The sequence below is a fragment of the Flavobacterium sp. genome (assembly GCF_049240005.1).
GTDB lineage: Bacteria > Bacteroidota > Bacteroidia > Flavobacteriales > Flavobacteriaceae > Flavobacterium.
Map to the genome: position 1 here is coordinate 1 of NZ_JBMLTK010000069.1, position 22,530 is coordinate 22,530.

Sequence of the window (22,530 nt, forward strand, 5' to 3'; positions counted from 1 at the left end):
TGGAAAGCGCCACCTACTAAAGCAAAAACTGTAATAAGTACGTTTACGTTTTGTAAGTCATCAAATAATGGGAAGTTTGTGTTGGTATAGTAACGACGTGGTAAACCAGCCATACCAATAAAATGCATTGGGAAGAAAACTCCGTAAGCACAAACCGCAGTTACCCAGAAGTGGATGTAACCTAAATTTTTGTTCATCATACGACCGTACATCTTTGGGAACCAGTGATAAACACCCGCGAATAGACCGTACAGTGCCGAGATACCCATTACTAAGTGGAAGTGCGCAACAACAAAATACGTATCGTGAACGTTGATGTCGAGCGTACTATCACCAAGGATGATACCTGTTAAACCACCTGTAATAAATGTTGAAACCAATCCGATTGAGAACAACATCGCAGGGTTTAACTGCAGATTTCCTTTCCACAATGTAGTAATGTAATTAAACGCCTTTACTGCCGAAGGAATCGCAATCAAAAGAGTCGTGAAGGTAAATACCGATCCTAAGAATGGATTCATACCCGATATAAACATGTGGTGCCCCCATACGATAGTTGAAAGGAACGCAATTGCTAAAATCGAAGCAATCATAGCACGGTAACCAAAAATTGGTTTACGTGAATTTGTTGCAATAATTTCAGAAGTGATACCTAAAGCTGGTAATAATACGATGTATACCTCAGGGTGTCCGAGGAACCAGAAAAGGTGCTCGAATAATACAGGTGAACCACCTTGGTAGTGCAGTACTTCTCCAGCAATATAAATATCTGATAAGAAGAAAGACGTTCCAAAACTTCTGTCCATAATCAACAATAAAGCAGCAGATAAAAGAACAGGGAACGAGATAATACCGATAACAGCAGTGATAAAGAAGGCCCATATGGTAAGCGGCAAGCGTGTCATCGACATACCTTTAGTTCTCAAGTTGATTACAGTTACAACGTAGTTTAATGAACCCATCAAAGACGAAGCGATGAAAATTGCCATCGAAACTAACCATAACGTCATACCTGTTCCTGAACCCGGAATTGCTTGTGGTACTGCAGAAAGCGGTGGGTAAATTGTCCAACCAGCAGAAGCTGGCCCTGATTCAACAAATAAGCTCGACACCATGATTACACTCGATAAGAAGAATAACCAGTATGAAATCATATTCATAAAACCGGACGCCATATCTCGTGCTCCACATTGCAGTGGAATAAGTAAGTTACTAAACGTACCACTTAAACCAGCGGTAAGAACGAAGAATACCATAATGGTACCGTGAATGGTAACTAAAGCCAGATAGATGTCATTTCGCATAACTCCGTTTGGTGCGAAATCATCACCTAAAAAGAAACTAAAAACTTTAAAAGATTGTTCAGGCCATGCTAACTGCATTCTGAACAATAAAGACATTCCAATACCTATTACACCCATAATGATACCAGTAATCAGGTACTGTTTGGCGATCATTTTGTGGTCAATACTAAAGATGTATTTTGTAATAAAAGTATCCTTGTGGTGGTGCTCATGGTCGTGAGCGTGATCCAATGCGTGGTCGTGTGCGTGCGCTGCTGACATAATATTATACTTTTAAATTATTTTCTTAAAACTTGAGCCATTGTTTTTGGAGCATCGGCTGGAGCCGCAGCTGGTTCTGTTGCAGGGGCAGCACCTTCAGCAGGAGCTTCCTCAGCAGCTTTTGCTTCTTTCACAGCTTGCGCTAAAGTAGGCTTAGCATCAAGCCACTGTTTGAAGTCGGCCGGTGTGTCTACAACAAGTTTAATTTGCATGTTATAATGCGAAGCACCACAAATCTTGTTACACAAAAGCAAGTAATCAAAGATGTAAGGATCAAGAGGCGCCTTACCCTCAGCCTTTAATTCATTACTTTTTTGGATTCGGATTTTATTGATGTTGGCAACTTTCTCAATCATTTTTGGATCGTTGCGCATTTCGTCGGTAGTTAGCGTTGGAGTGAAGGCAAATTGCGTCACCATTCCAGGAACACAGTTCATCTGTGCTCTAAAGTGTGGCATATACGCTGAGTGCAAAACATCCTGGCTTCTAAACTTGAATAAAATTTTCTTACCTTTTGGGATATGGAATTCACCCGTTACCGTTTTATCATCCTGGGCATTAGGATCCGACATATCAACACCCATGCTATTTACACCTTCGATATAACGAACGTTTGCTTTGCCAAGCTCGTTATCATTTCCAGCATAACGCACTTCCCAACCAAACTGCTTTGCGTACACTTCAACAATCATTACGTCGTCTTCTTCATCAACGAACATGATGTTGTTCCAAGCGTAAAGTCCATATAAAATAAGACCGGCCAAAACAATTGCAGGGATAACGGACCAAATGAATTCTAGGCGATCGTTATCTGCAAAATAAAGAGCTACATTACCTTTTTTGCCTCTGTACTTGAAAGCAAAATAGTGAAGTAATACTTGAGTCACTGCTTGTACGATAAAAATTACCACCCAAGTTATATTCATCAACTGGTCGATGTCTTTACCGTGCTCGGAAGCTGGGTTAGAGAGTACTAAGTGACCCCACTTTAATAAACCGTAAATTGTAAAGATATAGATGAACGCCAAGAAACCGAACATAAGGTAACCTTGGATATTGTTGTCTTTGTCATTTGCGATTTGAGAATCGTCGTAACCACCTTTCCTGGCCTGTGTTAACTGAAATATCTTTGTCAGTTGCCAAACAGCAATCCCCAACAAGGCTACGACAATAATTACCAACAAACTTTGCATCTGTTTAAATCTTTAAAATTAATAATGAAAATGCTTACTTTCTTCAATAAATGGATTGCGCTTCACGAGTAAATCTGCCTTTCCAAGCGCGGTAAATACAACCAAAAGGAACAAACCTACAAAGAACATGAGTGCTCCAATTTCTGGAATTCCGATGAACCACTGGTCGCCAACAGCCGATGGCATGATCATGTTAAAGAAGTCAACGTAGTGTCCTAACAAGATTACGATACCTGCCATTACGATTACCCATTTGACACGTTTGAAATCCGTATTGATTAGAATCAATAATGGGAAAAGGAAATTCATAACGAGCATTCCGAAGAATGGTAGGTTATAATCTTCTATTCGTTGAACGAAGTACGTAACTTCTTCAGGTATGTTTGCATACCAAATCAACATGAACTGCGAGAACCATAGGTACGTCCAAAATACGCTGATACCAAACATAAATTTCGCTAAATCATGAACGTGGCTGCTATTCACGAATTTCAACTCACCCACTGATTGTAGGTAAAGTGTCACTAATGCAATTGTAGTAATTCCACTTACGAAGAAACTAGCGAACACATACCAGCCAAACAGCGTACTGAACCAGTGTGGATCGAATGACATAATCCAATCCCAAGCCATAATAGACTCGCTCACAATAAAAAACACTAAGAAACCCGCCGAAAGTTTAAAATTCTTTTTATAGAAGCTGTCGTCAGAAGCAGCATCTTGTGCCAAGCAATTCTTTCTTGATAGATAACGATATAGATTCCATCCGATTAAGAAAATAGCTGCGCGAATCAACCAGAATGTCGGATTCAAATATCCAGCTTTGCCTTGGATCAATTTATCATTCTTCACCACCTCTTCATCCATCCATACGAACAGATGATTAAAGTGCATAGCAGACAATACTAATATCACAAAGAAAATAATTGAACCTACCGGAAGATACGCAGTGATTCCTTGCATTACTCTAAACAATACTGGAGACCATCCGGCCTGTGCTACTTGCTGAATTGCGTAGAATACAAGCACCCCTAATGAGATTAGCATTACAAAAATACACGCCACATATAAAGCAGCCCAAGGCTTGTTTTGCAATTGGTGGAATTGGTGCTCTAAATGTGCTTGGTGAGCTGCGTGATCATCATGTGCGGCATGAACGCCTTTTTTTGCTGCATTTTCATGGGCTACTGGATCCACAGGAGCTACTGCGGTATCTTTTGCTACAATGCTTTCAGAAGACTTCACGTCAGCTGCAGCAACTTCTACAGTATCGACGGCCTTCTTAATAGTATCGACCTTGTGTGCCACATTTTCGTGTGCAACACCCTCATGTTTAGTTTCCTCAGTATGAGCGGCGTCTTTGTGAGCTACCTCTTTTGATGCAGCGTGAGTATCCCCATGCCCTGAAGTATGTGCAGCGCCGTGAGCTTCGCTATGGCCGCCATGCTCGCTATTTTTTGCAATAATTTCTTGAGCCTGTTCAATAGTCTTTGGAGCTTGCATAAAGCCCACTGCAATACCTATTCCTCCGAGTATAATCAGGAGAATTGCTGTTATTCTAAGATTGCGTGATATAGTGTACATAATCCGTAGTTCAGTAAATTAAGATATTACAGTTCGCTTTTTAATTTCATAACATAGGCAGCTACCATCCAACGCTCTTTGGCATCTAGTTGGTTCGCGTAAGATCCCATTGAATTCAAACCATAAGTTTGAACATGGAACACACTACCCACGGTGATAACTCTATCCTTATAGCTCGGAATACCCAAAAGCTTTTCTCTTTTTACAAGGTTCCCTTGTCCGTTTCCTTTTTCGCCGTGACAAATGGCACAATACACGTTGTAAAGTTCCTCAGCTTTTTTCATATCCACCTGCGTAGAGTCTAGAGGTGAAGTCACAACTAATTTAGATGCATCGTAGCCTGCAGTCGTATTTGGCAAATCGTAAATTTCTGCTCCTCTTTTCAAGGTACCGTTTGGTGGAAGCTGCGCTTCTTGACCATTTTTAAAAGCACTAGACTCAGAATAAGTTTCGTAGCCAACAGACTCGTACATGTTAGGAAAGTACTGGTAGTTTGGACTCTTCTTATCATGACAAGAGGTCAACAAAACAAACAAAGCAAAAATGGAACTAATCTTTAATATATGTTTCATGGCTGAATTAGTGCTTTTCTATAACTTTAACTTCGACAGCTCCAGTAGATTTAAAGAAACTCACGGCTTCTTCTTCTGAACCTTTTAGTTCAACTTCCATAAGAAAATGATCATCGGTAGTTCTAACATCTGGATTTTCAGCTTCCTTAAAAGGCCACAATTTACTTCTCATGTAAAATGTTATTACCATTAAGTGTGCAGCGAAAAATACGGTCATCTCAAACATAACAGGCACAAAAGCCGGCATATTCTCGATATAACTAAAACTTGGTTTACCACCAATATCTTGCGGCCAGTCAACAATCATGATGTTGTTCATCATCCAAGTTGCGAAACTGATCCCACAAACTCCGTAAAGAAAAGCACAGATTGCTAGTCGAGTTGGAGCCAATCCCATTGCTTTGTCTAGTCCGTGAACAGGGAAAGGTGTGTAAACTTCTTCTATATGATGATGTGCCGCACGGGTTGCTTTTACTGCATCCATTAAGACATCGTCGTCGTTATAAATGGCGTGGATAACTTTATTAGTCATGGTGTACGTCTTTATTAGCTTCTCTTCTCTTTTTGTAATATTCTCCAGATGACTTCAAAATTGTCTTAACTTCTGCCTGAGCGATAACAGGGAAAGCACGAGCATACAATAAAAACAACACGAAGAAAAATCCTATAGTACCTATAAATATTCCAATATCTACGAAAGTCGGCGAGAACATTGTCCAAGCTGAAGGCAAATAATCTCTGTGTAGCGAAGTAACGATAATTACGAAACGCTCGAACCACATGCCAATGTTTACTACAATCGAAATAACGAATGAGAACATGATGCTCGTTCTTAATTTCTTAAACCACATGAACTGAGGTGAAAACACATTACAAGTCATCATCGACCAATATGCCCACCAGTAAGGTCCAGTTGCTCGGTTCAAAAAGGCATATTGTTCAAATTCTACACCTGAATACCAAGCAATAAACAACTCAGTGATGTAAGCAACACCTACAATCGAACCTGTAATCATAATAATGATGTTCATCAATTCGATATGCTGTATGGTAATGTATGCTTCAAGATTAGATACCTTTCTCATGATGATAAGGAGCGTATTAACCATCGCAAAACCTGAGAATACTGCACCAGCCACGAAATACGGTGGGAAAATCGTAGTATGCCATCCTGGAATTACCGAGGTAGCAAAGTCAAAAGATACGATTGTGTGTACGGAAAGTACAAGTGGCGTAGCTAAACCTGCAAGTACAAGTGATACTTCTTCAAAACGTTGCCAGTCTTTAGCTCTACCTGACCAACCAAACGATAATATTGAGTAGATTCTTTTGTTGAATGGCGTTACAGCGCGGTCGCGAATCATAGCGAAATCAGGAAGTAAACCTGTCCACCAGAAAACTAATGAAACAGAGAGATATGTTGAAATCGCGAAAACGTCCCAAAGAAGCGGCGAATTAAAGTTAACCCATAACGAACCGAATTGGTTTGGAATTGGTAATACCCAAAATGCCAACCATGGACGACCCATGTGGATGATTGGAAACAAACCTGCTTGCACAACCGAAAATATGGTCATCGCTTCCGCAGATCGGTTAATTGCCATTCTCCATTTCTGACGGAATAAGAGAAGTACGGCCGAGATAAGTGTTCCTGCATGACCAATACCAACCCACCAAACGAAGTTGGTGATGTCCCAAGCCCAACCAATTGTTTTGTTCAATCCCCAGGTTCCAATACCTGTAGAAATGGTATAAGTTATACAACCAACTCCCCACAGAAAAGCAGTGAGTGCAATAAGAAAGACAGTCCACCATTGCTTGTTTGCTTTACCTTCAACAGGCGCAGCAACATCAACAGTCACGTCGTGATAAGATTTATCACCAATTACTAAAGGTTTTCTGATGGGTGCTTCGTAGTGAGACGACATATTTCCTTTATGATATTACTTAATAGTCAATTAAACGTTTCTAACCTTAACATGATACATCACGTTTGGTTTTGTCCCGACGTGCTCTAACAAATGATACATGCGCTCATCATTCAACAATGAAGCAACTTCGCTGTCTTTGTTATTTACATCTCCAAACTTCATAGCACCAGAAGAACATGCTGCCGAACAAGCGGTTTCAAATTCGTCTGCACGAACTTCTCTGCCTGAACGTTTAGCTTCTAAGATAGTAGCTTGGGTCATTTGGATACACATCGAACATTTTTCCATAACTCCACGTGAACGAACATTAACATCAGGATTTAGAACCATTTTCCCTAAATCATCGTTCATGTGGAAGTCAAACTCGTCGTTGTTATTATACAAGAACCAGTTGAATCTTCTTACTTTATATGGACAGTTATTGGCGCAATAACGCGTTCCAACACAACGGTTGTAAGCCATGTGGTTTTGTCCTTGACGGCTATGCGATGTTGCGGCAACCGGACAAACAGTTTCACAAGGCGCATGATTACAGTGCTGACACATAACAGGTTGGAAAGCTACCTGTGGATTCTCCGAAGCGGATTCTAATTCTAAGAAACCGCCTAACGATCCTTTATCACCAGTTAATCCATCGAAATTTTCTTTCTTTTCGTTATCACCTTCGAAAGTCGTTTCACTTGAGTAGTATCTGTCAATACGCAGCCAGTGCATATCGCGGCTTCTTCTCACCTCCGACTTTCCAACAACTGGAACGTTATTCTCAGCATGACACGCAATAACGCAAGCGCCACAACCTGTACATGCATTTAAATCGATAGACAAGTTGAAGTGATGCCCGGTAGAACGATCGAAAGAATCCCACAAATCAACTTCAACAGCTTTAACTGGACTGTGATCTAGGGAAACCATCGGAGCAACGTTCCATTTAGAAGCGTCTTCCGTTCTGAAGATTTCAAGACTAGTTTCCTTAACAATATCGCCACGACCCATCAAAGTTTTGTGCAACTGAACGCAAGCAAATTCGTGCTCACCGTCGGCTTTTGATATACTTACAGGTACTGAGGATTTGAAATTTTGGTACAACATAAATGCGTTGCTACCCACTTGCATCTCTTCTTTTAATCCTTCTTTCTTACCATAACCGAAAGAAAGCCCAATTGTACCTGGAGCTTGACCTGGCTGAATGATTACTGGAACTTTCTCCAATTTCGCAGATCCTACAGTTAAGTTAACATAGGAACCGTTCAAACCACCGTTTGCAACATTTACATTAACCAAACCTAATTTATCAGCATCGGCTTTTGAAACAGTTGCGTAGTTATCCCAAGACACTCTAGTAATTGGATCTGGGAACTCTTGTAACCACGGGTTATTGGCATGTTGACCATCGCCCATCCCTACTTTAGAATATAAATTCAATTCGTAAGGACCTTCGCTTTTCGCAGCAGATAAAACAGTAACAGCATCTCCAACAGCAACACCTGTTGACTGACCTATTGCATACGTTCCGTTTACACCATCGTGTAGAACTTTACCCCAGCTTAATCCACCAGAAACTACCGGGAAATTAGCTTTAAGATAATCGTAATATGAAAGATTTTTGCGACCTGTTAAAGCCAATAAAACATCTTCAAACTGTTTGTTAGCAGAAAAAAGTGGACGAATAGTAGGCTGTGCTAAAGCATAGCTTCCCTTCAACAATGAGTAATCACCCCAAGATTCTAGGTAGTGATTTGAACCAATAACAATTGAAGAAGCAACAGCAGTCTCATCAGATCGTAAACCTATGAATACTGAAGTCGGAACTTTCTTCATCGCAGCTTCAAAGCCGTATGATTTTGGTAATGAATAAACTGGATTTACGTGTGATGTAATCAATACACCCACATTACCGGCATTCATTTCTTGTAATACTTGTGCTATTGCAGCATTTGAACCTTGGCGAACTAATCTAGTTCCCGCAGTAGTATATGCTTCAGAAGTAAGCGCAGCATTTATAGCTAATGCTAATAATTGTGCATTTTTATCGTCGATTCCACACAATAAAACACCTTTAGAACCAGCTGCTTTTAATTGTTGAGCTGCTTTTGAAACAGCGTCTTTGTATTTTGCATCAACGTTACCACTTACTCCTGTTCCAGTAACTACTCCGTAAACAGTTAAAAGTGCTTGAATTTGCTGGTAATTTGACATTGGTACACGCTTGTCGGCAGCTGCACCAGACAAAGTCATGTTCGCTTCAAACTGGAAATGCTTTGACATTTTTCCATTCTTCGGAACACGTTTAGATGCATATCCTTTGTCGTAACCTCCACCTTGCCAATCGCCAAGGAAGTCGGCACCAATTCCCACAACTACATCTGCTTTCGACAAATCGTAATCAACCAAACCTCTTGTTCCGAAGGCTTGCTGATAGGCGTCTAGAGCTGCCGAAGAAGAAACAGCATCGTACATTACGTGTTTTGCTGTTGGGTTTGCAGCGATAAATTCTGCAATAAGTTTAAAAGTTGTCGGACTAGCGATTGTCGGAGTCAACAAAACAACCTGTTTTCCAGCGCTCTTGGCATCAGCTAAGGCTTTCGAAATGGCATTACTAACCGTATCGAAATCGGCAGTCTTACCTTTAATTGAAGGTTGTTTGATTCTATAATTATCGTAAAGACCTAAAATCGACGCATGAACACGCGCATTTGCAGAAAAAGTAGCACCTGCAGTTTTATTATTTTCGATTTTAATTGGTCGGCCTTCTCTCGTTTTCACCAAAACGTTGGCAAAGTCGTAACCATCGAAAACAGTTGTAGCGTAATAATCTGCTACACCTGGAATCACTGATTCTGGTTGCACAACATAAGGAATGGATTTATGAACCGGACCTTCGCAAGCCGCCAATGTTGCCGCTGCAGTAGAGAAACCTACGAACTTTAGAAAATCTCGTCTAGAGGTTCCGGTAGCATTTAGTTTATCTGCATTTCCTAAAAACGAATCTGTCGGAATTTCTTCTACAAACTCATTGCTTCTCAATGCGTCAACAATAGAACTATTTTCATTTAGCTCTTCAACACTTTTCCAGTATTTTTTATTTGATGACATTCTTTTCGATGTTAGGCTAGAAACTTTATTTTTTTACTCTGTGTATCGGACTAGTAGTGACACTTACCGCACTCTAATCCACCCATTTGTGCAGCAGTTAATTTTGTTACACCGTACTTTTTAGACAATTCTTTGTGTACTTTGTCGTAATACGCGTTTCCTTCCATTTTCACTTCTGTTTCGCGGTGACAATTAATACACCATCCCATTGTAAGCGGAGCAAACTGTTTTTGTATTTCGTACGTTTCAACTGGACCGTGACATTTCTGACATTCGATGCCCGCTACGGTTACGTGTTGAGAGTGATTGAAGTATGCGAAGTCGGGAAGATTATGGATACGTACCCACTTAACTGGTTTCGTTTTTCCCGTATATTTCTGATTGGTTTTATCCCAACCTACTGCATCATATAATTTTTGGATTTCAGCAGTATAGAATTCTTTTGAATATTCTGTATATGTTGAGTCTTTATCACCAACGAATTCAGCAATGTTTTTGTGGCAGTTCATACACACGTTAAGTGAAGGTATACCTGCGTGTTTAGAAACTCGAGCCGATGAGTGACAGTATTTACAATCGATACCGTTATCACCAGCATGAATTTTGTGAGAGTAGTGTATTGGTTGAATTGGCGCATAATCTTGATCGACACCTATCTGCATTAAAAATCCATACACGAAGTAAGCACTCGAAAGCAACAAGAAAATAGCTGTCACCAATACTAAGAACTGGTTTTTAGCATATGCTTTCCAAATTGGCGTACCTGCTACTTTTGGCTCAGGAAGCGTTCCGTTGTTTTTAGCAATTTGTGTAAGCACCGAATTAACTTTAACGAGCATGAAAATCAATATCGCTAAAACTAAAATGAGCGCACCTAATATAATTGCGTTTGTGCTTCCATCTTCCGCCGCAGGACCGCCAGGAACTGCACCAGCAACAGTTGTGGTTGGAGCTTCAATTGGCTGCGAAGTATACGCCAAGATGTTATCAATATCGGCATTTGTTAACTGCGGAAAAGCAGTCATTACCGATTTGTTGTATTCGTTAAAAATTTTTACAGCGTATGCATCGCCAGATTTAATTACCTCAGAACTGTTCTTGATCCACTTGTAAAGAAATTCTTTGTCAAGACGCTCAGCCACACCGCGAAGTGCAGGTCCAGTCATCTTGGCATCTAATTTGTGACAAGCAGCACAATTGGCATTAAATAAAGCCTTGCCTGCAACAGGATCACCAGCACCAGCAGGAGCAGCAGCTGCAGCGGGAGCAGCAGCGGCTGGCGCAGCAGCAGGAGCAGCTGCCGCCGGAGCCTGAGCCTGTGTCGCAAATTGCGCCACGACCAATAGTAATAAAGTAAAAAATGATGTTTTTGAAATCAGAGGACTAATACCCGGTAGTTTCATATCAGAGTTGATTATCGTCTTTTGCGTATAATTATTGAGAATTCACCAAAACACAGCGCTCCCTCAAAAATTTGAGCAAAAATACGACGAAACACCAATTTGAAAAACCTTAAAATTATGATAATTTATAATTTATAATGACTCTAAATAACAGCTATTTTCAAGTTAAATTTAATTTTTACATTTGTTTAAACTCATTATCGATGCACGTAAAGACGTTTCAGATTACACTCATCGCGCTAACATTCGCATGCTGTTTTAGTTACGGACAAAATCAAAGTTCTTCCACCGAAGAGAGTGTGAACAAAATCCTAAAAGAGAGACAGAAAATAGCTAGTGTTATTAACTTTTCTGACACCTATCGCATTCAAATTTATACAGGCACAAGCGAGGAATTGAAGAAAAAAATGTCGGAATTTAAGAAGCAATTCCCCGATTTAGATGCCGTAGTGTCGTTTAGCGCACCTTTATATAAACTTTGGGTTGGGAATTTTCGAACACGCATAGAAGCAGAACGACAACTTCTCGCACTTAAAAAGAGCTACAAACAAGCTTTGGTTATTAAACCTAAAAAGTAGCACATTGCCTTAAAGCGACTTCCGCACTATTAGTCGGCTCGGATTCTCAATTTTAACCTGCTCTTGGTCCCACACCATCTCTGCCAAACGTTTTCCCATGGCAGCAAAATCGGTGGAAATAGTGGTAACTCCATTGGCAACTACCCGCTTTAAAGCTGTATCATTATACGAAATCAATCCGACATCGTCTCCTATTTGGAATCCTTTCTCCAAACAGCTTTCAATAATAAACACCAAATCTTCGTCGTTAGGCACTACGTAAACGCAGCGTACTTCTAAACGAAACTGCGCTATGTCTGTCACTATTTCATAAGAAAAGTCGTTTTCTTCACAAAAGCGCTTAAATCCCCGCACCATACCAATCGGTTCTTTATAACTAGTGAAAATCAATTTTATTTTCTGATATTTCATAAGTGCTCCTTTTGCTTCCGATAGAGAATTATACATGGCAGCTGAAAAATTTTGATAAATCGACGGATAGCCTTCTAAAGAATCGCGAATCTGATCCAAGATAAAAACGTCGGAGACTGGCAGCGTCGCTATTACATCTTCAATATCCGTTAAATTCGAGGGCATCAAGATATACTTCGCATAATTTCCCTTCGCATCGCGAATTAACTTCCGAAACATATTTGCATTGAAATGATGAAAGAAAAAATCTATTTGTGCCTTTCCGCCTAAAGCAGAAATAAACGCTTGAAAAAGCTGCTCTTTAAATGCATTCAATTCGTCAAACAACAAGAAATAGCGCAGTCCTTGCTGGAAATCGACCGTCTTGACAAAATAGCCTTTACCCATTATGGCATAGATAATTCCGCGCCGCTTCAGTTCATCGAACGCTTGAAAAACTGTATCGCGCGAAATCCTATTCTCCAAACAAACCTTATTTACCGAAGGCAAACGATCGTCTTTAAACAAGCGCTTACTCAAAATCGCCATTTCTACCTGAAAAACAATCTGTTTATACGCCGGCACGACCGACTCCTTATCTACTTGTATGATCCGCATAATTCAAAAACCGGTAGCGTTTTTATGTAAAACCGGTAGGTACTGGTCTGCAATTTACCAAAATGTGTCTATTTTTGAAAATAGTTGAAAAAAACAGCCATGAAAAATTACATTTCGCAATTTAATTCCGATATAATTACCAGCTCATTTGGTTTGCTTGCCGACGGTCGCGAAGTATTCAAACACAAAATATCGAATGCAAACGGCTACGAATTAAGTGTTTCGAGTTATGGCGCAGCAATTACAAACCTGTTAATTCCTGTTTCAGATTCAGAAAAAATAGATGTTGTTTTGGGTTTTGATTCGGCTGCCGATTATGAAAATTCATTTTCGCTACCCAATGCACCTTATTTAGGAGCTGCCGTTGGTTTATATGCCGGAAGAATCGATCAGGCCTCATTCGAACTCGATGGAAAAATCGTTCAGCTCGATCAAAATCACGGACCGCACCAACTCCATGGCGGTTTTAAAAATCTGAGCAACCAAATTTGGAATTTTGACTCAGAAAAAAGCAACAAACAGCAATTAGTCTTTAATATAGGTACAAAACTCAACAGTGCTAATTACAACGCCGAGGTAAGCGTTACTGTTTCTTATGTCTTAACCGACGACAATGCTGTAAAAGTTCGATTTACTGCAACAACAGACCAACCAACAGCCATAAACCTCACACAACACAGTTATTTCAATTTAGATGGCGATGGACGATCGGTTTTAACTCAAAAACTAAAAGTATTTTCGGAATCCTATCTCGAAACGAAACCCGACGGTATTCCTACAGGAAAGATTGTGCCAACAATAAATACCGCCTTAAATTTCACTGAGGTTCAAAATTGTCCGCGTTCGATCGACAATACATTTACGCTCGCTCAACCTCTAGCAGCAGTGCTGTACAGTCCGTCTACAAAAATTAAGCTGACCGTATTTACCAATCAACCCGCAGTACATATATATGTAGGAGGAAATTGCTTTAATACCCTTGCTGGGAAGAACTTTGCCAACTATGGTGAAACTTCGGGTATTTGTTTTGAAACACAAAACTATCCCGACGCGCCCAACCAAAAACATTTTCCGAAATCAATAATTCAAGCACACGAAACCTATTTCAACGAAAGTATATTTCAATTTGAAACAAATAAAACCGAATAGAATATGAAAAAGATTGCCATTTTTTGTTTAGCAGCACTGTTTGCAGCGTGCTCATCCGAGAACAATTCGACCACCACGCCACCTGATGTGGTTACCGACGAATTCATTCGCGGAGCCGACATGTCGTTTTTACCATTGATCGAAAGCGAAGGAACAGTTTTCAAAAACAACAACGTACCCGAAGATCCGATCATTACCTTAAAAAACGCAGGCTGTAACTACATTAGAATTCGTATTTGGAATAATCCTGAAACCTCGAGCAGCAGTTTTCAAGAAGTAAAAACGTTTGCAGACCGCGTACATCAAGCTGGTTTAAAAGTTTGGTTAACCGTGCACTATTCCGACACTTGGGCTGATCCCGGACATCAAACCAAACCACAAGCGTGGCAAAACATGAATCTCGAAGCACTTAAAACGGCTGTTGCAAGTTACACGACCGAGATTATGACGCAAATTAAACCCGACCTTATTCAAATTGGAAACGAAACCAACGACGGAATGCTTTGGCCGGAAGGTCGCTTATCGACAAACGAAGCAAATTTTAAAGCGCTAGCATCGGCGGGTATTGAAGCGGTTCGTGCGCAATCAACACAAACTAAAATTATGCTGCACTTCGCTGGTATGAACGGTTCCGATTGGTTTTTTGATAAAGTTAAAGATTTAGATTACGACTATATCGGACTCTCCTACTACCCTATTTGGCATGGGAAAAGTTTGAGCGACTTGATGCAAACTATGAATACGCTCGGAGGTTTATACAACAAAAAAGTTGTAATTGCCGAGACCGCCTATCCGTTCACGCTTGGATTTAACGACTTCACCAATAACATCATGGGACTAACAAGCCAGCTAATTCCCGCATTTCCTGCAACCGAGGCTGGACAAAGCGGCTTTATGTCGACTATCTACAACACTGTAAATCAATCATCTCACGGGATTGGCTTTTGTTATTGGGGTGCTGAATGGGTTGCGTTCCGCGGAAATACTGCAAGCAATGGCTCAACTTGGGAAAACCAAGCACTTTGGGATTTTAACAACGATGCACTACCTGTAATGACGCAATTTAGAGACCGTAATTAATCGCAATGAAAAAGAAATATTGGTTGCCTATTTTATTATTGCTCAGCTACATTTATAGTTCTGCACAAACAAATGCTGAATTTGCAAAAGGAGCGGACGTGAGCTGGCTTCCGCAGATGGAAGCGACCGGGTTTGTATTTAGAGATGCCAATGGAAATCCGGCGGACTGTCTTCAAATCCTTAAAGATCTCGGCATGAACACCGTTCGACTTCGCGTGTTTGTAAACCCAAATGACAACCCACAAAGCGGACATTGCAGTAAAGAAGAAACTGTTGCCTTGGCTTTGCGCGCCAGCAAATTGGGTTTTCGCATTATGATCGACTTTCATTACAGCGATTCGTGGGCCGATCCTGCAAAGCAATTCAAACCAAAAGCATGGGAGAAATTGGCATTTCCTAAACTAAAAAAGGCCGTTTATAATCATACTTACGACGTCTTATCCGCTATCAAAAAAGCAGGCGTTACTACCGAATGGGTTCAAATAGGCAACGAAATTCCGGGAGGCATGCTTTGGCCCGACGGTTGTACGCACAACTGGCCACAATTGGCGCAACTTTTAAACGAAGGCTATAAAGCTGCAAAAGCTGTAGACGCCAACATGGGCGTTATTGTACATGTCGATGAAGGAAACAACATCGATAAGTTCAATGCTTTTTTCGATCAGGCTACCAAACACGGAGTGCAATACGACATCATCGGGCTTTCATACTATCCGTTTTGGATTAAGAAAGATTACACAGAAACAATAACAGACTTAGAAACCAACATGATCAACCTCAGCAAAAAGTACAATAAACAGGTTTTTGTTGTGGAAGTTGGTGGTGAAGTTTCTCAAGTTGAAAACACCTACAAATTACTCGAAGCCACAATTAAAGCCACTCGAAACGTTCCCAATAACAACGGCTTAGGTGTTTTATATTGGGAACCACAAGGTGCCGAAAGCTGGAGCAAATACAAACTATGTGCTTGGCAAAACGACGGCCGACCCTCACCTGCATTAAACGCTTTCAAAAACTAAACGTATGTCGAAACTTAGCTCAATTGTACTTCTTTTTACAGTACTTACTTGGACCGGATTTTCACAAAAACGAACATCTTTAGACGACGACTGGCGGTTTCATTTCGGACACGCTGCCAATGCAGAAAAAGACTTCAATTACAGCATAGCCACAATTTTCTCGAAATCGGGTGGCGCTGCAAAAACAGCTATTGATCCGAAGTTTGTTGATACAACATGGACTAAGGTGCAGCTACCGCACGATTGGGCTGTGAAACTCCCCTTCGTGTATTCCGACAACTTCGATGTGGTTTCTCACGGCTTTAAACCCGTTGGCGGATTATATCCCGAAACCAGTATTGGCTGGTACCGCAAGAGATTCCAAGTAAGTAGCAATTCCAAAAACAATCGTTTTGAAATACAATTCGACGGTGTTTTCAGAAATGCGTCGGTTTGGCTAAACGGCTTTTACTTAGGAACAAACCAAAGTGGCTACCTCGGCTTTTCGTACGATGTTACCGATTATCTGAAGTACGGAGAAGACAATATACTCGTTGTACGCGTCGACGCCACACAGTACGAAGGTTGGTTCTACGAAGGTGCCGGCATTTACCGACACGTATGGCTCCATGAAACAAACAAAATTCACATTCCACAGCATACTGTATTTGTAACTGCTACGCCTTCCGGCAGAAAAGCAAACGTTTCCGTGGCACTCGAGGTGGAAAACAAAAATCTAACTTCCGATAATTGCTCGGTTTACACATACATTACCGATCGCAATGGAAAAGAGATAACGCGCTCTTCTAAAAAGAACTTACAGATTGGTGCACACCGAAAAACCGACGCTAGCTTTAATCTTACACTCAACAATTGTACACGCTGGGATTTAGAAAATCCGTACCTCTATCGTGCAGTTGTTGTCGTTGAAAAAAACGGACAAAAGATTCACCAAGAAAAAGTGAAATTTGGGATTCGCAGCTTTGAATTCGACGTAAAAAAAGGCTTTTCGCTGAACGGAAAACGATTCAAGATTAAAGGTACAAACAACCACCAAGATCATGCAGGTGTTGGTGCTGCAATGCCCGACGATTTACAGTACTACCGCATTCGCTTACTAAAAGAAATGGGAAGCAATGCCTATCGCGCCAGCCACAACGCACCTACACCCGAGCTTTTAGAAGCCTGCGACAGTTTGGGCATGCTCGTAGTCGACGAGCAACGATTGCTAAATAGCAGTCCGGAATACTTAAACCAATTTGAGCGTTTGATTAAGCGCGACCGCAATCATCCGTCGGTTATTCTTTGGTCGATTGGCAATGAAGAGGGCTGGATTCAGAAAACAGAAACTGGGAAGAAAATCGCACAAACCTTATTAACACAACAAAAAATCTTTGATCCGACGCGAACTTCTACCTATGCTGCCGATATGCCGAATGAGTTCAATGGAGTAAACGAAGTAATTCCGATCCGAGGATTCAACTACCGCCAAAACGCCGTTGCCGATTACCACCGCGATCATCCAAACCAACCGCTTATCGGAACTGAAATGGGAAGCACCGTAACAACTCGTGGAATTTACGAAGTAGATAAACAACGCGCCTATGTTCCCGATCAAGACATCACAGCTCCTTGGTGGGCAAGCAGAGCCGAAGAATGGTGGGTGCTTGCCGCAGAAAACGATTTCTGGTTGGGCGGTTTTATCTGGACCGGCTTCGATTACCGAGGCGAGCCCACACCCTACCAATGGCCAAACGTTAACTCGCATTTTGGCGTTATGGATGTTTGCGGATTCCCAAAAAACATTTATTACTATTACAAGAGCTGGTGGACTGATGAAGATGTTCTTCATATCTCTCCGCACTGGAATTGGCCTGATAAAGTAGGTGAGGAAATCGATGTTTGGGTGAATTCGAACGCCGATGAAGTAGAACTATTCCTCAACAACGAATCGCTTGGCAAACAAATTATGCCTCGAAACCGACACTTGAAATGGAAAGTGCCCTACCACGCCGGAACACTGGAAGCAGTTGCGCTCAAAAAAGGTAAAACCATTCGTGCGCAAGTAAAAACAACCGACACTCCGTTTGCCATCAAACTCACGCCAAGTGTTGAAAAAATGCGCGCCAACGGAACCGACCTCGCCATCATCAATGTATCGATCGTCGACAAAAACGGATTGGAAGTTCCGGTTGCCGATAACGTAATAAAATTCCGCGTAAGCGAAAATGCCAAAATATTGGGTGTGGGTAATGGCGACCCAAGCAGCCACGAACCCGATCAATGCGCTCCCGGAACTTGGCAACGCAGCGCTTTTAACGGCAAATGTCAACTGATCGTACAAGCGGGAAAAACAGCTGGCGACATCACCGTGGAAGCATACTCGAATACGTTACAAACAACAAAAATTACCCTAAAACAACTACCCTAAGTGCTCTTATCGATGAAGAAAAAACTCATCCGAAATACGGTTTCACAATTTAAAATCCAATTTCATCAAGAACCCGACGCCGTATTCCTTTCGCCCGGACGCATCAACATAATCGGCGAACATATCGACTACAATAACGGATTTGTCCTGCCTGCGGCAATTAACAAATACGTTTGCTTCGCTGTAAAAAAATCGTCGGGAACAACGATACGGCTTTTTGCTGCCGATTTAAACGACTACTACGAATTTGAAAGTAATACAAAACTCCAACCCATAGACAAAACGTGGGTGAACTACCTGATTGGTGTCATTCAAGAATTAAAAAATCGCGAATTGCACTTCTCTGGCTTTGATGTGGTTTTGAGCAGCAGTATTCCCATGGGATCGGGCCTGTCGTCGTCGGCTGCTGTTTCTTGTGGAATGGCGTTTGCCCTAAACGACTTATTCGACATGGGTTTAACTCGCGAAACACTTGCGCGGATGGGACAAAAAGCCGAGCACGAATTTGCAGGTGTGAATTGCGGAATCATGGATCAGTTTGCCTCTGTTTTCGGAAAGAAAAATCAGGTTATCAAACTCGATTGCGATGATCTTTCCTACCAATACTACAACGCCGAACTCGACGAAAACTGCTTGCTGCTGATCGACAGCTGTGTGAAACATACGCATTTAACCTCGGGCTATAACGACCGCCGACAAGAAGTTGAAAGCAGTTTTGCGATTATTCAAAAGCACTTTCCCGACGTTCAAAATTTTAGAGATTGTACTTCAGAACATTTAGCCGTTGTTGCCGAAGAATTAGGCGCCGTTCGGTTAAAAAGATGTGCCTTTGTAATTGCCGAAATTGCTCGCGTAGGCAGAGCCGCCGACGCTTTAAATGAAAAAGACTTCGAAACGCTCGGAAGTTTAATGTCGGAAACACATCGTGGATTATCGAACGACTACGAAGTAAGTTGCCCGGAACTCGATTTCCTAGTTGCCGAAGCGCAAAAAAATACTGCGGTTTTCGGAGCACGCATGATGGGCGGTGGATTCGGTGGCTGCAGCATCAACCTAATTAAGAAAGCGGCTGTTCCTGATTTTATCAATCAGCTGAGAACAGCCTACAGCCGAGAATTTGGAATTGAACTCAAATACTACCCCGTAAAAATTTCTAAAGGAACTGCGAAAATTAAGAAAACATGGTAGCATTCGACAAACTGCAACACCCACACCGACGATACAATCCGTTGCTCGACGAATGGATTCTAGTTTCTCCACACCGAGCCGGACGCCCTTGGCAAGGACAAACCGAAACACAAACACAAAGCGAACGCAAACCGTACGATCCAGACTGTTACCTCTGCGCTGGAAACACCCGTGCAAATGGAAAACAAAATCCGATGTACGACAATTGTTATGTCTTTGAAAACGACTTTCCCGCCTTGCTAAACGAAAACGTAGAACCGGCAAAATCGACACAATTCTTTAAATCGGTTCCCGAACGCGGCGTAAATCGCGTTGTGTGCTTTTCTCCGAACCACGCGCTAACTTTAGCAGAAATGACCGTTACCGATATTTCGGAAATCAGTAAAACTTGGCAGCAGCAATATCTGGAATTAGGCAGCTTACCGTACATCAACTACGTGCAAATTTTCGAAAACAAAGGAAGCGTCATGGGTTGCAGCAATCCGCATCCACACGGACAAATCTGGGCACAACAGTCTATTCCTTCTTTAATAAAACGCACACAACACCAACTTAAAGAATACTTCGCCGAACACGGAACGAACTTACTTTCAGATTATCTTAAAGAAGAATTAATAGCCGGTGAGCGCGTATTATTTGAAAACAATTCTTTCGCAGTAGTCGTTCCGTACTGGGCAACTTGGCCGTACGAGACGCTGTTGCTTTCCAAGAAAAATCACAAATCCATTGCCGAATTTTCGGAATTCGATCATCTGGCTTTCGCGGAAGCGCTCAAATTTGTTACAGTAAAATACGACAACTTATTTCAAACTTCGTTTCCTTACTCGGCAGGCATTCACCAGGCTCCGACCGACGGCGAAACGCACGAAGAATGGTTATTTCACATGCACTTTTATCCGCCTTTGTTGCGAAATGCACATGTCAAAAAATTTATGGTAGGCTACGAAATGCTTGCTGAAGCCCAACGCGACATCACGCCCGAGCAAAGTGCCAAGATTCTAAAATCGCTTTCCAACCAACACTACAAAGACCAAAAACCATGAACACGCTCTCGTTTCAAGATTATGCCGTTTTTATCCTCTATTTTTTCATCATAGTAGGCTACGGATTGTACATCTACAAAAAGAAAAAACAGAAAACGGCCGATAGCAAAGATTACTTTCTCGCCGAAGGATCGCTAACGTGGTGGGCCATTGGCGCTTCGCTAATTGCCAGCAACATCAGCGCCGAGCAATTTATTGGCATGAGCGGCTCGGGTTTTAAAATGGGATTGGCCATTGCAACCTACGAGTGGATGTCGGCTCTTACCCTCATTATCGTTGCTGTATTCTTTATTCCGGTGTATCTTAAAAACAAGATTTACACCATGCCGCAGTACCTAAACCAACGCTACAATGCAAACGTAGCCATGATCATGTCTATTTTTTGGCTACTGCTTTATGTTTTGGTAAACCTAACGTCGATTTTATATTTGGGCGCATTAGCTATTAACGCAATTTCAGGTTTAGACCTTAATCTGTGTATGTTCTTTCTGGCGTTTTTTGCGATAATGATTACCCTCGGCGGCATGAAAGTAATTGGATACACCGACGTGATTCAAGTATTTTTCCTCATTCTCGGCGGACTCATCACTACTTACCTCGCACTCGATTTAGTGGCAACGCATTTAGGTGGCGAAGGTATTGTGAGCGGTTTCCAACTTATGCAAAAAGCTGCTCCCGATCACTTTCACATGATTTTCGAGAAAACCAACCCAAACTACATCGATTTGCCGGGCTTATCGGTTTTAATTGGCGGTATGCTTATCATAAATCTCAACTATTGGGGTTGTAACCAATACATCACGCAACGTGCGCTCGGCGCCGATATGAAAACAGCCCGCAACGGTATTTTATTTGCTGCCTTCCTGAAGTTGCTGATGCCGCTTATCGTGGTTATACCCGGAATTGCGGCTTATGTGCTCTACCAAAACGGCTACTTTGGTGCCGAGTTTTTACAAGACGGCAGCGTAAATCCCGACAAAGCCTATCCAACGCTGCTAAATTTGCTACCCAGCGGATTAAAAGGTTTGTCGTTTGCCGCGTTAACTGCCGCAATTGTAGCCTCGCTTGCCGGAAAAGCCAACAGCATTGCCACCATTTTTACGCTCGATGTGTACAAAAAAAGCTTGAACAAAGCCGCCGACGAAACCAAATTGGTAGCCATCGGAAAACGCACGGTTGTCGTAGCCATGATTATTGCCGTTATCGTTGCGCCTTTGCTGGGCATCGATAAAAAAGGCGGATTTCAATACATTCAGGAATACACCGGTTTTGTAAGTCCCGGGATTTTTGCCATGTTCTTTTTGGGCTTCTTCTGGAAAAAGACGACAGCCAACGCTGCGTTGTTTGCTACAATCTGCGGATTTATCTTATCTGTATTGTTTAAGTTTTTACCGGGTGTCGTTTCGTTAGAATTCCTTTATCCGTATGGTTTTGCCGTTCCAAATGCGTCGGGTGTGTACGAAATTCCGTTTGTTGATCGTATGGGATTTGTATTCCTGATTTGCATTATTGGCATGTGGTTAATTAGCACTTACGAAACCCGCAAAGGTGTTGAAACTAAAGGCCTAGATATCGAACCAGGCATGTTTAAAACCTCAACCGGTTTTACTGTTTGGACGCTAATCATCTTCGGAATACTAACAGCGTTGTACACAATTTTTTGGTAGCACGTACAAGCTAGCTATTTACTCGTAAAACATTGATAAACAATTGC

17 protein-coding genes are annotated in these 22,530 nt (G+C 41.7%); 8 read left to right on the plus strand and 9 right to left on the minus strand.

Translation table 11 applies throughout. The annotated features are described in order from the left end of the window. From ACOVQQ_RS07145 to ACOVQQ_RS07180, 8 genes are all read right to left on the minus strand, one after another. On the minus strand, positions 1 to 1,565 hold a 1,565-nt coding region (locus ACOVQQ_RS07145), incomplete at its 3' end, for a cytochrome c oxidase subunit I (RefSeq protein ID WP_421817591.1). Positions 1,566 to 1,582: 17 nt separating this feature from the next. Next, positions 1,583 to 2,758: a cytochrome c oxidase subunit II gene (locus ACOVQQ_RS07150; RefSeq protein WP_094486412.1), complete on the minus strand. Its 1,176-nt coding sequence runs from the start codon at positions 2,756 to 2,758 to the stop codon at positions 1,583 to 1,585. A gap of 18 nt (positions 2,759 to 2,776) precedes the next feature. Continuing rightward, positions 2,777 to 4,342 carry a quinol:cytochrome C oxidoreductase gene (locus tag ACOVQQ_RS07155; protein ID WP_421817592.1) on the minus strand — a complete coding sequence of 522 codons (1,566 nt, stop codon included), beginning with the start codon at positions 4,340 to 4,342 and terminating at the stop codon, positions 2,777 to 2,779. Between the two features lie 26 nt (positions 4,343 to 4,368). Then, positions 4,369 to 4,914, minus strand: a complete 546-nt coding sequence (locus ACOVQQ_RS07160; protein WP_421817593.1) for a c-type cytochrome — start codon at positions 4,912 to 4,914, stop codon at positions 4,369 to 4,371. A gap of 7 nt (positions 4,915 to 4,921) precedes the next feature. Further along, complete coding sequence (locus tag ACOVQQ_RS07165) at positions 4,922 to 5,446, minus strand: DUF3341 domain-containing protein (RefSeq protein WP_094486409.1); 525 nt, start codon at positions 5,444 to 5,446, stop codon at positions 4,922 to 4,924. Continuing rightward, positions 5,439 to 6,842 (minus strand): NrfD/PsrC family molybdoenzyme membrane anchor subunit, encoded by a 1,404-nt coding sequence (nrfD, locus tag ACOVQQ_RS07170; RefSeq protein ID WP_421817594.1) that lies wholly within the window; start codon positions 6,840 to 6,842, stop codon positions 5,439 to 5,441. Before nrfD ends, ACOVQQ_RS07165 begins: the two co-directional genes overlap by 8 nt. A 30-nt stretch (positions 6,843 to 6,872) precedes the next feature. After that, on the minus strand, positions 6,873 to 9,938 hold the full coding sequence (locus ACOVQQ_RS07175) for a TAT-variant-translocated molybdopterin oxidoreductase (RefSeq protein ID WP_421817595.1): 3,066 nt from the start codon (positions 9,936 to 9,938) through the stop codon (positions 6,873 to 6,875). Between the two features lie 50 nt (positions 9,939 to 9,988). Continuing rightward, a complete protein-coding gene (locus ACOVQQ_RS07180; RefSeq protein WP_421817596.1) occupies positions 9,989 to 11,341 on the minus strand; it encodes a c-type cytochrome in 1,353 nt (450 codons plus the stop codon). A gap of 203 nt (positions 11,342 to 11,544) precedes the next feature. Between ACOVQQ_RS07180 and ACOVQQ_RS07185 the strand changes: the two genes are divergently transcribed. Further along, entirely contained in the window at positions 11,545 to 11,919 is a 375-nt protein-coding gene (locus ACOVQQ_RS07185) for an SPOR domain-containing protein (RefSeq protein WP_421817597.1), read from the plus strand. A 9-nt stretch (positions 11,920 to 11,928) separates the two neighbouring features. Here the strand turns inward: ACOVQQ_RS07185 and ACOVQQ_RS07190 are convergent, their stop codons facing one another. Next, a complete protein-coding gene (locus tag ACOVQQ_RS07190) occupies positions 11,929 to 12,927 on the minus strand; it encodes a substrate-binding domain-containing protein (RefSeq protein WP_421817598.1) in 999 nt (332 codons plus the stop codon). Between the two features lie 99 nt (positions 12,928 to 13,026). Here ACOVQQ_RS07190 and ACOVQQ_RS07195 point away from each other — a divergent pair, with 99 nt between their 5' ends. From ACOVQQ_RS07195 to ACOVQQ_RS07225, 7 genes are read left to right on the plus strand one after another with little or no spacing between them, the layout of a single operon-like run. Beyond that, positions 13,027 to 14,076: an aldose epimerase family protein gene (locus tag ACOVQQ_RS07195; RefSeq protein ID WP_421817599.1), complete on the plus strand. Its 1,050-nt coding sequence runs from the start codon at positions 13,027 to 13,029 to the stop codon at positions 14,074 to 14,076. 3 nt (positions 14,077 to 14,079) lie between these two features. Then, complete coding sequence (locus ACOVQQ_RS07200; RefSeq protein WP_421817600.1) at positions 14,080 to 15,156, plus strand: glycoside hydrolase family 53 protein; 1,077 nt, start codon at positions 14,080 to 14,082, stop codon at positions 15,154 to 15,156. A gap of 5 nt (positions 15,157 to 15,161) precedes the next feature. Then, on the plus strand, positions 15,162 to 16,175 hold the full coding sequence (locus ACOVQQ_RS07205; protein ID WP_421817601.1) for a glycoside hydrolase family 53 protein: 1,014 nt from the start codon (positions 15,162 to 15,164) through the stop codon (positions 16,173 to 16,175). 4 nt (positions 16,176 to 16,179) lie between these two features. Next, entirely contained in the window at positions 16,180 to 18,585 is a 2,406-nt protein-coding gene (gene galA, locus ACOVQQ_RS07210; protein WP_421817602.1) for a beta-galactosidase GalA, read from the plus strand. A 12-nt stretch (positions 18,586 to 18,597) separates the two neighbouring features. Beyond that, positions 18,598 to 19,773 carry a galactokinase gene (gene galK, locus ACOVQQ_RS07215; RefSeq protein WP_421817603.1) on the plus strand — a complete coding sequence of 392 codons (1,176 nt, stop codon included), beginning with the start codon at positions 18,598 to 18,600 and terminating at the stop codon, positions 19,771 to 19,773. Next, complete coding sequence (locus tag ACOVQQ_RS07220) at positions 19,767 to 20,816, plus strand: UDP-glucose--hexose-1-phosphate uridylyltransferase (RefSeq protein WP_421817604.1); 1,050 nt, start codon at positions 19,767 to 19,769, stop codon at positions 20,814 to 20,816. Before galK ends, ACOVQQ_RS07220 begins: the two co-directional genes overlap by 7 nt. Continuing rightward, entirely contained in the window at positions 20,813 to 22,483 is a 1,671-nt protein-coding gene (locus ACOVQQ_RS07225; protein ID WP_421817605.1) for a sodium/sugar symporter, read from the plus strand. Before ACOVQQ_RS07220 ends, ACOVQQ_RS07225 begins: the two co-directional genes overlap by 4 nt. The last annotated feature ends 47 nt before the right edge of the window (positions 22,484 to 22,530 follow it).